11 protein-coding genes are annotated in these 12,380 nt (G+C 59.5%); 8 read left to right on the forward strand and 3 right to left on the reverse strand.

Going from position 1 to position 12,380, the window contains the following annotated elements:
* Positions 1-38 precede the first annotated feature (38 nt).
* From H7F20_RS05045 to H7F20_RS05055, 3 genes are read right to left on the reverse strand one after another with little or no spacing between them, the layout of a single operon-like run.
* Entirely contained in the window at positions 39-1,148 is a 1,110-nt protein-coding gene (locus H7F20_RS05045; protein WP_185785023.1) for an AraC family transcriptional regulator, read from the reverse strand.
* A gap of 1 nt (position 1,149) precedes the next feature.
* Positions 1,150-2,229: a bestrophin family protein gene (locus tag H7F20_RS05050; protein ID WP_185785024.1), complete on the reverse strand. Its 1,080-nt coding sequence runs from the start codon at positions 2,227-2,229 to the stop codon at positions 1,150-1,152.
* 55 nt (positions 2,230-2,284) lie between these two features.
* Positions 2,285-3,466: a Gfo/Idh/MocA family protein gene (locus H7F20_RS05055; RefSeq protein ID WP_370588476.1), complete on the reverse strand. Its 1,182-nt coding sequence runs from the start codon at positions 3,464-3,466 to the stop codon at positions 2,285-2,287.
* 176 nt (positions 3,467-3,642) lie between these two features.
* On the opposite strand from H7F20_RS05055, the gene uxaC reads away from it, so the two are divergent.
* The 8 genes from uxaC to H7F20_RS05095 all read left to right on the forward strand — a co-directional run bounded on the left by uxaC (position 3,643) and on the right by H7F20_RS05095 (position 12,364).
* The gene (gene uxaC / locus H7F20_RS05060; RefSeq protein WP_185785025.1) at positions 3,643-5,040 is read left to right on the forward strand and encodes a glucuronate isomerase; all 1,398 of its coding nucleotides are present in this window, start codon (positions 3,643-3,645) and stop codon (positions 5,038-5,040) included.
* A 19-nt stretch (positions 5,041-5,059) separates the two neighbouring features.
* Positions 5,060-6,100: a sugar kinase gene (locus H7F20_RS05065; protein WP_185785026.1), complete on the forward strand. Its 1,041-nt coding sequence runs from the start codon at positions 5,060-5,062 to the stop codon at positions 6,098-6,100.
* A gap of 107 nt (positions 6,101-6,207) precedes the next feature.
* Complete coding sequence (locus tag H7F20_RS05070) at positions 6,208-6,885, forward strand: bifunctional 4-hydroxy-2-oxoglutarate aldolase/2-dehydro-3-deoxy-phosphogluconate aldolase (RefSeq protein WP_185785027.1); 678 nt, start codon at positions 6,208-6,210, stop codon at positions 6,883-6,885.
* 5 nt (positions 6,886-6,890) lie between these two features.
* A complete protein-coding gene (locus tag H7F20_RS05075) occupies positions 6,891-7,859 on the forward strand; it encodes a TRAP transporter substrate-binding protein (protein ID WP_185785838.1) in 969 nt (322 codons plus the stop codon).
* Complete coding sequence (locus tag H7F20_RS05080) at positions 7,856-8,317, forward strand: TRAP transporter small permease (RefSeq protein ID WP_185785028.1); 462 nt, start codon at positions 7,856-7,858, stop codon at positions 8,315-8,317. The genes H7F20_RS05075 and H7F20_RS05080 overlap by 4 nt, the downstream gene beginning before the upstream one ends.
* A 3-nt stretch (positions 8,318-8,320) precedes the next feature.
* Complete coding sequence (locus H7F20_RS05085; protein ID WP_185785029.1) at positions 8,321-9,616, forward strand: TRAP transporter large permease; 1,296 nt, start codon at positions 8,321-8,323, stop codon at positions 9,614-9,616.
* 24 nt (positions 9,617-9,640) lie between these two features.
* Positions 9,641-11,032, forward strand: coding sequence for a DUF1080 domain-containing protein (locus H7F20_RS05090; RefSeq protein ID WP_185785030.1), 1,392 nt, complete (start codon positions 9,641-9,643; stop codon positions 11,030-11,032).
* A gap of 3 nt (positions 11,033-11,035) precedes the next feature.
* Complete coding sequence (locus tag H7F20_RS05095) at positions 11,036-12,364, forward strand: Gfo/Idh/MocA family protein (RefSeq protein ID WP_185785031.1); 1,329 nt, start codon at positions 11,036-11,038, stop codon at positions 12,362-12,364.
* Positions 12,365-12,380: the final 16 nt, after the last annotated feature.

Consider the following 12,380-nt stretch of genomic DNA (forward strand, 5'->3'; position numbering starts at 1 on the left):
TCCGACTTTACGCCCGGAATCCGCACCATCTGAATGGATCAGGACTGGCGGTCCTTGAAGGCCGAGGGAGTACTTCCGGTATATTTTTTGAACGCGGTATTAAAGCTGGACTTGGAGTTGAACCCAACCTCGTACATGACCTCCAGGATGGTCAGTTTCGGGTCGCTGGATTCCCGCAGGATCCTTTTGGCCTCTTCGATCCGGTATCCGTTGATCAGGTCAAAAAACGATTTGCCCAGTTCGGCATTGATCAGGGTGGAGAGTTGGCGGGAGGGCATGCCCAGTTGGGCCGCCAGGTCTTTCAAAGTCAGGTGGGGATCCAGGTAAGGTTTGCCGGATGCCAGATGGGAACGCAACCGCTCGAGCAGCGAATGGGTGGCTTCCGGGGAGGCCACTGATTCGTGGCGGATTTCTTCCGCTCCCAGGAAGATCTCGTTTTGATGCAGCCCTTTGAACAATACGCTGTTGATAAAGAACAACAGGCCAACCAGCCCGACGAGTATGGCCCCCTGGTCCATGGGGACGAGTTGACTGTGACGAAGGATATTTGCCAGGGCACTGGCCAGCACCGAGATGATAAACACATTTACCAGGAAATTGAGCCAGTTGAGGTTGATCTTATCGATATTCGAAAAGTGTTCCAGGATGGTTTCCCGGTAACGGCGCAATTGCAATTTAATGGCTACCAGGTAGGAAATCTCGTAGATCAACCCGAAGACGGAGACCAGGATCGTGGACAGGTCTTCCCCCTTTTGGACATCCGCCAACACCTGTTGCTGCGTTTCCGGGGGCTGGGAATAATAAAAAACGGCCAGCATGGCCATTACCAGTGCAAAGGGCAGGGCGTGCAACAGGTGCACCGGCCTTAGACGGAAGTCCCGCCTGGTGAGGGATTGGGTATAGAGCAACAGGAGGGGGGCGTGGAAGATCACCAGGCTGTTGAGGAACAGGGCCAGTTCCGGTCGAAAGGCATAGAACCCCGAAGAAAGGAGGTAGTAGTCGAGCAGGCCAAAGGCGAGGCTCAGGAAGAAAAAGGCGAGCAGGTAATTGCTCAGCTTCCGCCCCTTCCTGGAAAAGAACAGGAATACCGCGATAAAGAAAAGCTGGAAAAGGACCAGCAAAGTCACTATTTGAAAGACTTCAGCCATATTACATCTGCGAATCCCATTCTTCGGGGACGGGGGGCGGGATGCCTGCCGGGTCGTCCCCGACCATCTGCCGGATGTCGATCTCGATCCCCCGGGACATGGTGGTGATGGGGACGTCGTTAGGCGTGCCCTCGAAAGGGTTCTCCGACACATCCCCGATCCGCTCCATGGACAGGAAAATCCAGGACAGCACCACGCTGATCGGGACGGAGCACCAGACAAAGTTCAAGGCGATAAACCGGTACACCGGGTGCCGGTTCCCCCCCTCCAGCAGCGCCTGGCCGATCTGGTCGAATTCGCTCATCAGCGCCAGGGGCAGCAGCAGGATGAACAACCAGACAAAATAGAGGTTCAGGGTGGCAAATTGCCTCGGGTAGGGAAAGTTCTTGATCCGTTCTGCCTGGCCCTGCAGGGTGAAGAGTTCGGTGAGCATGCCCTGCATTTCCATATGCCGGAAATCATCGATCAGCCCCTGCGCCCTGAGTTCCCCCAGGCATTTCGATTGCAGTTTCAGGCAGGCAGCCTGTTTGTTGCCCATCCCGAGGACGTATTTTTTCTCCTCCTCCGAGAGGTAGCCATCCAGCTCCTCCTCCAGGGAATAGGTGTACTCCCATATGTTGATCCGTTCCGAATACTTTTTGTCGATCTCGTTGTAGTTGGTAGTTTCCCAGGATTTCTTGACCCGCAGGGCATGCCGGAGGGAGGTCATCCAGGCCACGTGCCTGAGGACCATGGTTTTGCGGATGGCGTGCAATTCCGCATCGCTTTTCGCATCGCTGGCAAACTGGTTGGTGATAAAGTCGTTGACCATCAGGGTGAAGGAACGGGATGCGTTGACGATACCGCCCCATATCTTACGGCCTTCCCACAGACGTCCGTAGGAGGCATTGTTTTTAAACCCGATGATAAAGGCCAGGGCAGTGCCCACCAGCCCGACCGGCAACCAGGGAAGTTGCAGCCATTTCCAGTCCAGCAGGTGGTAGGGCACCACAGGGATGACCGCGAGCAATATAAAGAAGATGATGTACTTCCGGGTCCAATTGAGGAAGGTGGGCAGGGGGTAGATGCGTTTGGTATACATAGGGTTATCTGTAAAAATTCCGGGGACCTGTCGGCAGGATGATGCCTTCGGTCCCCTAGTTTGTCGGTTCAGGGTCCAGTTCTATGGTTTTTCCGGCTGCTGCACTCCGCATGGCCGCATCCAGGATTTCCATGACCACCAGGTTGTTTTCCAGGGAGGACAGGTCGTTGGGCCCCGGGTCCAGCTCCCCCCGGACCACGGCTTTCAGGTACAGGAAGGGGTCGTTGAGGGGCGCCTGCCGTTCGGGCAGGGTCTCGGTTGTTTCATCAAAGCCGTCATAGCCCCGGGCCATGCGAAGGCGCAGGTCGTGCCGGTTGTCTGCATAGACGGCGCCGTAAAGCCCATAGGCCACCAGGTCCTTCCGCCCGATGGGCCAGTTCCAGGAAGCCTGGATAATCCCTACAGCCTCGGGATACCGCAGCAGGATGATGGCTTCATCATCCACCCGGGGGTTGTTTTCAGGCTGCAGCTGGGCGGTCAGGGCGGTTACGCTCCGGGGCCGTTGCCCTTCCATCAGCCAGGTGATGAGGTTGGCTCCGTAGCACCCGAAGTCGGTCAGGGCACCTGCGCCGTTTTGTCCCGGGTCGGTAAGCCAGCCCAGGAATTCCGGGGGGACGCCAATTTTTTTCGGGCCACGGTGCCCATCCCGCACCACAATCTTGCGGACCGAGCCAAGGGTGGTATCGCGTTTGAGCAATTCATAAGCCCGGTGGTTGGTCGGGTACCAGGTGGTCTCGTAATTGGTCAGTAGCCGGATACGGTGTTTCCGTGCCAGCGCCGCCATCTCCCGGGCGTCTTCCAGGCTCATGGCCAGCGGCTTTTCCACCATTACGTGGATGCCGCGCGGGGCGCAGGCGGCCACCACGGCCCGGTGGTCCCGGATCGGACCGAAAGCGGCAACGGCTTCCGGGATGCCCGCCGCGAAAAGCTGCTCAAAGGTGTCGTATACCCGCGAGAGCGGGAATTTGTATTGTTCGCAATATTTACGGGCGACCTCCCGGTCGGGTTCCACGATCCCCGTAATCTCGACGTCCCCCCGGGCTGCACTGCCAAAGACCCAGCCCACGTGCCCGTGGGTAAGGCCGGCCACCCCCACGCGCAACGGGACATCGGACCTCGCACCTTGTTCCGGGCCGGGGGAAGGATCACCGTTCTGGGCCCAAGACGGGCCGGTGCAGAAGAGGAGGCAAGCCCCTAGCAGTAACGTAAAAACAGGATGGTGGTATGGGACAGTCACGATAGGTTTGTAATGCAATTGGCTTTTCTAAGGTAGCAAAATCCTTCCAACGGGTATGAAGGGCATGTGGCATTTAGGATTTCCACGGACTCCCGGGCAGAACCTCCCGGAGTTTTCCTATTTTAGTGGGTGTGCCCCGAACACGTATCACGGGTCATACACCTAACCCATCGACCATGTCCTTTATAGGGGAAGACTTCTTACTGGAAACCTCCCATGCGCGCAAGTTATATTTTGACTATGCAGCCGACCTCCCGATCATCGATTACCACAACCACCTGTCCCCTGAGCAGATAGCCACAGACCACCAGTTCGAAAACATCACCCGTGCCTGGCTGGACGGGGACCATTATAAATGGCGGGCCATGCGGACCCTCGGGATCGGGGAGGCATTTATAACCGGGGATGCCCCGGACGCTGAGAAGTTTGCCAAATGGGCGTGGGCAGTCCCCCAGACCATCCGAAACCCCCTGTACCACTGGACCCACCTGGAGCTTGCACGCTATTTTGGCGTGGAAGACCTCTTGTCTGAAAAAAATGCAGGCGCGGTTTACAGGCAAACCTCCGAACAGCTTGGACAACCTTCCCACAGCGCCCGGGGATTGCTCAACCGGATGCGTGTGGAACTGGTCTGCACCACCGATGACCCGGCCGATTCCCTGGAATACCATCTGCAGGCCCGGTCCCTCAAAACCGGCCCGCGCATGCTACCGGCCTTCCGGCCCGATGCGGCTTATGGCATTGCGGACCCATCCGCCTTCCGCACCTACCTGGAACGGCTGGAACAGGTCACCGGCCACACCATCGCTACCTATGCGGATTTGTTGCAGGCCCTAGATACCCGCATGGATTTTTTCCACGAAGCCGGGTGCCGCCTGGCCGACCACGGCCTGAAACAGCTCGCCTCCTTCGAGGCGCCTTTTTGCGATATCGGACAGCTCTTTAAAAAAGTCCGTGAGGGCAGGACCCCCACGGCGGAAGAAACCCGCTACTTCCAGTTTGAAACCCTGAAACACCTTTGCCGGGGGTACCACCGGAAGGGCTGGGTACAGCAATTCCACCTGGGGGCGCTGCGTAACGCCAATTCGCGGATGCGCCGGGCCCTGGGCCCGGATACGGGGTTTGATTCCATCGGGGACTTCCAGCAGGCCAGCGGCCTGGCGGGGTTCCTGGACCAACTGGACGGGACCAACCAGCTCGCCAAAACCATCCTGTATACCCTCAACCCGTCCTGGAATGAGGTGTTTGCCACCATGGCCGGGAATTTCAACGACGGCAGCGTCCGGGGGAAGGTACAGTTCGGGTCCGGGTGGTGGTACAACGACCAGCTCCACGGGATGGAGCGGCAGCTCGACGCCCTCTCAAATATGGGGCTGCTGAGTTGCTTTGTGGGGATGCTGACCGACTCCAGGAGCCTGCTGTCCTTCCCCAGGCACGAATATTTCAGGCGCCTGCTGTGCAACCTGCTGGGGAGGGATATGGAAAAGGGCCTGTTGCCGCAGGACCCGGGCCTGTTGGGTAAAACCGTCCGGGACATCTGTTATTTCAATGCAAAGGCGTATTTTGAATTCTGAAAAGACTGTCAGACCTACCATGAAAAAAGTAATCACCTTCGGCGAGATCATGCTGCGGCTTTCCCCACCGGGCTTCCTGCGGTTTTCCCAGGCGAACTCCCTGGATGTCGTCTACGGGGGCGGGGAGTCCAACGTGGCCGTTTCCCTGGCAAATTTCGGGGTCCCCGTGGATTTTGTGACCCGCCTTCCCGACAACCCCCTGGGGCAATGCGCCCTGATGGAACTCCGCAAACGCGGGGTGGGCACAGGCCGGATCCTTTTTGGCGGGGAACGGCTTGGGATCTACTTCCTGGAAACCGGGGCCGTCAGCCGGGGGAGCCAGGTGGTGTACGACCGGGCAAACTCCGCCATGGCCGAAATACGGCCCGGCATGGTCGATTGGGAAACCGTTTTCCGGGACGCCGGCTGGTTCCACTGGACGGGGATTACCCCAGCCATTTCCCAGGGTGCGGCAGATGCCTGCCTGGAAGCCGTAAAGGCCGCCCGGAAGATGGGGCTCACCGTTTCCACCGACCTGAATTACCGGGCCAAGCTCTGGAAGTACGGGGTGCCTTCGGAAGGCATCATGACGGAACTCACCGGCTATTGCGACATCATCCTGGGGAATGAGGAAGATGCCGAAAAACACTTTGGCATCCGACCCGAAGGCCTCGACATCACCACCCAGGGGGAATCGGTACACGCCGACGCATTCAGGAGTGTCTGTGAGCAGATGATGGCCAAATTCCCGAATGCCCAAAAGGTGATCACCACCCTGAGGGGGTCTTTGTCAGCCTCCCACAACACCTGGGCCGGGATCCTGTATGACGGGACCACCTTGTATACCTCCCCCCAGTACCAGATCACGCATATCGTGGACCGGGTGGGCGGGGGCGATTCTTTTATGGGCGGTCTCATCTACGGCCTGCTGAAATTCAAGGGGGACGACCAGCGGGCACTGGACTTCGCGGTGGCAGCCTCCTGCCTGAAACACACCATCGTAGGGGATGCCAACCTGGTCAGCGTAGCCGAAGTGGAGAAACTGATGGGGGGCGATGCCTCCGGCCGGGTGGTCCGGTGAACCCAGGCGGCGGTTACCCGGAAAACCCAAACGCAGGTACGGGAACCACGAGCACCTATAAAAATCGCCGGGGAATCCCGGCAGAAACAAATTAAAAAATTCAGTACATGGCGAAGTTCTCGCGAATCGAAGTGATTGACCTGATGGAAACCACCGGGCTGGTCCCGCTGTTTTACCACCCGGATACTGCCCTCGGGAAGAAAGTGCTGGCGGCTTGTTACCGGGGCGGGGCGAGGTTGCTGGAGTTCACCGCCAGGGGGGATTTTGCGCATGAGGTTTTCGGGGAACTCCGGAAATTTGCAGCGGCGGAACTGCCCGGCCTTGCCATGGGCGTGGGATCCGTGACGGACGCCCCTGCGGCCTCCCTCTATATGCAGCTCGGGGCGGATTTTGTAGTCACGCCCTCCTTCCGGGAGGACATCGCCCGGATTTGCAACCGCAGGAAGGTACTCTGGTCCCCGGGATGCGGGACGCTTACCGAAATCAACCAGGCAGAAGAACTGGGCTGTGAACTTATCAAACTCTTCCCGGGGTCCGTGTACGGGCCGGAATTTGTGAAGGCCGTCCGGGGTCCGCAGCCCTGGACCCGGATCATGCCCACCGGCGGCGTAAGTACCGATGCCGCCAACCTGGCATCCTGGTTTTCGGCCGGGGTTACCTGTGTGGGGATGGGTTCCGGCCTGATCTCCTCCCAGGTGCTGAAACAGCAGGACTTCAATACGCTCGAACAAACCGTGGCCGGGGTACTCGATACCATCCGCTCTGTCAGAAACCCCGGGGCGTGATCCGCATGCTCGCCATAGGGTGCATGGTTTTCTTTCTGGCTGGCAGCTGCCGGCAGGCAAGCAGCGTGCGTACCGTGCGCCTGGCACACGGCCTGGACGTTACCCATTCCGTGCATATCGCCATGGTCCGGATGGGGGACGACATGGCCCGGATTTCCGGCGGCCGCCTCCGCCTGGAGATTTATCCGAACCAGCAACTCGGGAGCGAACGGGAGGTCCTGGAGCTCCTCCAGATCGGGACACTGGATATGACCAAGGTCTCGGCAGCAACCCTCGAAAATTTTGCCCCCAAGACCCGCATCCTGGGGCTGCCCTACCTGTTCCGCGACCGGGAGGCAGCTTTTTCCGCTCTGGACGGGCCCATCGGGCAGGAACTCCTGGACGACGGGCTGGAATTCTGGCTTAAGGGCCTCGGCTTTTACGATGCCGGCTTCCGGAGTTTCTACGCCATGGAAAAACCCATCAGGGACCCGGCCGACCTGGAGGGGATGAAGGTGCGGGTCATGGAAAGCGTGACGGCCATCAATATGATCCGCAGCATGGGAGGCGCCCCTACGCCCATCTCCTGGGGCGAACTCTACACGGCCCTGCAGCAGGGGGTGGTGGATGCCGCCGAAAACAACCCGCCGAGTTTCTACCTGGCGCGGCACTACGAAGTTTGCAAATACTACTCCCTGGACGAACACACCTTTTCTCCGGATGTGCTGATTGCCGGCACTCGCTTCTGGGATGCCCTCACGGAACAGGAAAAGGGGTGGATCCGGGAAGCTGCGGCCAACTCCATCGCCTACCAGCGGGAATTATGGGCACTGGCCGAAGCCGACGCCCTGGAGAAGGTCGCAGCGGCCGGGGTGGAGATTTCCCGTCCGGATAAGCAGCCCTTTGCCGAGAGCTCCCGGGAGGCCTACCAGCTCTACGAAGCCGATACGACCCTGGCCCGGCTGATCCGGGAGATAAAAGAACTGCAGCAATGAAAGCCATCCGCCACCGCCTCGATTCGGTACTTTCCCATGCCCTGGTCCTGCTGATGTCGGCCATGGTCCTGAACGTCCTCTGGCAGGTATTCAGCCGTTACGTGCTCGGCGCCCCCAGTTCCTTCACCGACGAACTGGCGCGCTACCTGATGATCTGGCTGGGGGTGCTGGGCGCGGCCTACGTTTCGGGCAGGAACATGCACGTGGCCATCGATATCCTGCCCCGCCGTGCGGCCCCGGCCCTGCAACTCCGGTTGCGGCAGGCGGTCAACTGGGTCATCCTGCTCTTCTGTTTCTTTGGCCTGGTAATCGGGGGCAGCCGCCTGGTCTACGTCACGTACCTCCTGGAGCAGTATTCCCCGGCCCTGCAGCTGCCACTGGCCTACGTCTACCTGGTGATCCCGCTGAGCGGCCTGATCATCATCTTTTATAAAACCGACGATTTACTCGACCGATAGCCCATGGAATATATCCCCCTCCTCGTACTGATCCTCAGCTTTGTCTGCCTGCTGGCCATCGGCACCCCGGTGGCCTGGAGCATCGTGGTTTCGGCCACCCTGACCCTGCTGGTCAGCATCCCGGCCCTCCCGGCCCTGACAACCGTCTCCCAGCGCATCGCGGCAGGCCTGGACAGTTTTGCCCTGCTGGCCATCCCGTTCTTTGTGCTTTCCGGGGAGCTTATGAACCGGGGCGGGATTGCCTGCAGGCTGATCGCCTTTGCGAAAACCCTGGTGGGCGCAATGCCCGGGGGGCTGGCACTGATCAATATCATCTCGGCCATGCTGATGGGTGCCATCGCGGGCTCGGCCCTGGCCTCTGCTTCCGCCATGGGGACCATGCTTGGCCCCGAAATGGAAAAACAGGGGTACGACAGGGAGTTCGGCGCAGCGGTAAATATTACCTCGGCGACCACGGGCCTGGTCATCCCACCGAGCAATATCCTGATTGTCTACTCCCTGGCCAGCGGCGGTGCATCCATCGCCGCCCTTTTCCTTGCGGGGTACATCCCCGGGATCCTCACCGGCCTTTTTCTGATGGTGGTGGCCTCCGTATGGGCCCGCCGCAAAGGCTACCAGACCGGGGAGCGCAGCAATTTCAGGGAAGTGCTCCGGACCTTTGTCGATGCCGTACCCAGCCTGTTGTTGCTGGTGGTGGTGATCGGCGGCATTGTGGCGGGGATTTTCACGGCGACCGAGGCATCTGCCATTGCCGTGCTGTACAGCCTGGTCCTCGGGGTGATCTACCGGGAAATCTCCCTGGATAACCTGCCAAAAATCGCCCTGGACGCCTCGGCCACCACGGCCATCGTAATGCTGCTCATCGGTGCGTCCATGAGCATGTCCTGGGCCCTGTCCTATGAGCACATCCCCCAGGAAATCAGCGAGGGCCTCCTCGGGATTACCGACAACAAGATCCTGATCCTCCTCCTGATCAACCTCATCCTGCTGCTGGTCGGTATCTTTATGGACATGACCCCGGCCGTTTTGATTTTTACCCCTATCTTTTTACCGGTGGTAACCAAACTGGGCCTGGACCCGGTGCATTTTGGGATCATCATGATCCTGAACCTGTGCATCGGTTTATGCACCCCCCCGGTGGGATCCGTGCTTTTTGTGGGTGTGGGGATTGCCCGCACGAGCATCGAAAAGGTGGTCCGTCCCCTTTTGCCGCTGTTTGTGGCGATGATCCTTGCCCTGTTCCTGGTAACTTACATCCCGGAACTCAGCCTGTGGCTGCCGTCGCTATTTGATTTGTAAACCAAACCCTGTAAAACTAATTCCATGAAGCTTAAAATTTCCATATCAAACTTCCCGGCCCGTTTCCTGGCACTGTCCGGGCTGGCCCTGTTCGCAGCATGCAGCGGGGAACCTGAGGACCCCACCCCCTGGGAAAAACCCTTTAACGGCCAGGACCTGACAGGCTGGACCCAATTGGGGGGCCAGGCAAATTATACCGTGCGGGAAGGGGCCATCGTGGGCAGCACGGTCCACGACACCCCGAATTCCTTCCTGACCACCGACCGGATGTACGGGGATTTCATCCTGGAACTGGCCTATAAGGTGGACTCCACCATGAATTCCGGCATACAGGTGCGCAGCAACAGCCATGATTATTATATGGATGGCAGGGTCCACGGCTACCAGATTGAAATTGACCCGTCCGACCGCGCATGGAGCGCCGGCATTTACGACGAGGCACGGCGCGGCTGGCTGGTGCCCCTGACCGGTAACCCGGCGGCCCAGCAGGCATTCAAACAGGGCGACTGGAACCATTACCGGATAGAGGCCATAGGGGATACCCTGAAAACCTGGATCAACGGGGTGCCCGCTGCCCACCTGGTCGACGACAAGACCCATGAGGGGTTTATCGCGCTGCAGGTCCACAGCATCGGGGACGATGCCCAGGCGGGCACGGAAATCATCTGGAAGGACATCAGGATACTGACGGACAGCCTTTCCAAATACTCCCGGCCCATACCACTGGAACCGGTAGTTACCAAAAACCATCTGACCCAGGCCGAAAAAGATGCCGGATGGGAGCTGCTGTGGGACGGGAAGACCACCGAGGGCTGGCGGGGTGCCCGACTTGACTCCTTCCCGGAGCAGGGTTGGGTCATCGAGGACGGGGTACTCACGGTACTCGCTTCCGGCGGGGGCGAGTCCGAAGCCGGGGGGGATATCGTCACGGAAAACCTGTACGGGGATTTTGACCTTCAGGTGGATTTCAGGATCACCGAAGGCGCGAACAGCGGGATCAAATACTACGTGGATACCGAATTGAACAAGAGGGAAGGCTCGGCCATCGGCCTGGAGTACCAGATCCTGGACGATGCCCGCCACCCGGACGCCAAACTGGGCAACCACGATGGGAGCCGGACCCTGGCATCCCTCTACGACCTGATGCAGGCAGCGCCATCGAAACCCGTCAACCCCATCGGGCAGTGGAATACCGCGCGGATCCGTTCCGAGGACGGGCATGTGGAGCACTGGCTGAACGGGGTGAAGGTCCTGGAGTACGAGCGGGGCAGCGATGCCTACCGGCAACTGGTGGCCGAGAGCAAATACAAGGTGTGGCCGGGCTTCGGGGAAGCCGAAAAAGGCCAACTCCTGTTGCAGGACCACGGCAACCGGGTAAGCTTCCGGAATATCAAAATCAAAACCTTAAACGACTAGCAAATGGCAACAAGACGAGATTTTATCCGAACAACTTCCGTATCTGCTGCGGCGATTGGCCTCCACGGGTCGCTCTTCCCTAAAAGCGCCCTGGCTGACGTCCTGGGGGCGAATGAAAAGGTGGTATGCGCCTGTATCGGGATCCGCAGCCGGGGCAAGGCCCATGTCCTTGCGATCAATGCCTACCCGGATGCCATCCTGAAGTACAATTGCGATGTGGACGATACCATCCTGGAGGAGCACAACGCCTGGTGCGAAAAAAGGCTGGGCACGGTCCCGAAGGTGGAAAAGGATTTCCGCAAAATCCTGGACGACCCGGAGGTGGATGCCGTTTTTATCGCCACCCCGGAACACTGGCATGCGCCCATGGCCATCATGGCGCTGCAGGCCGGGAAACACGTCTATGTGGAAAAGCCCTGCAGCCATAACCCGGCGGAGAACGAGATGCTGGTGGCGGCCCAGAAAAAATACGGCAAGGTGGTGCAGATGGGCAACCAGCAGCGGTCTGCCAAAACCTCCATCCAGGCTATTGCCGACATCCGCAGCGGGGCCATCGGAAACGTCTACAAGGGGGAAGCCTACTATTCGAACAACCGGGGTTCCATCGGGACCGGAAAGGAGGTGCCCGTACCCGGCACCCTGGACTGGGAGCTCTGGCAGGGGCCTGCGCCCCGTACGGCTTACCGGGATAACATCCACCCGTATAACTGGCATTGGTTCCGCCGCTGGGGAACCGGGGAGATCCACAACAACGGCACCCACGAAATCGATATCTGCCGCTGGGCGCTCGGGGTGGACCTTCCGGAGCGGGTCAGTTCCTTTGGGGGGAAATTCACCTACGACGACGACTGGGAGTTCCCGGACAACCAAGAGGCGACTTTTTCCTTTGCCGGCGGGAAGTTTATTACCTGGACGGGGCACAGCCGGGGCATCATGAAGCCCGAGCGGCCCGGCCGAGGGATCACGATCTACGGCGATAAGGGGACCATCGAACTCAGCCGGAATTTTTACAAGCGCTACGACCTGGGGGGCAACCCGGTGCAGTTCGAATTCGAGCCTGAACTAAGCGCGACCACCGACACCCAGGGCATCGGCAGCCTGGACGTCGCCCATGTCGCCAATTTCTTCGATGCGATCCGCAAGGGGGATACCCTTGCCGCCCCCATCGCGGATGCCAGCAAATCGACCATGCTCTGCCACCTGGGGAACATGGCCCAGGATGCGGGCCACGACCTGTCGGTAGACCCGGCCAGCGGGAAGGTGCTCAACAGCCAGGAGGCGATGAAGTCCTGGGGCCGCACCTACGAGAAGGGGTGGGAACTGAAGGTCTGAAAGGCTGGGAGCTGAA

It is taken from the genome of Robiginitalea sp. SC105, assembly GCF_014243345.1.
Taxonomy (GTDB): Bacteria; Bacteroidota; Bacteroidia; order Flavobacteriales; family Flavobacteriaceae; genus Robiginitalea.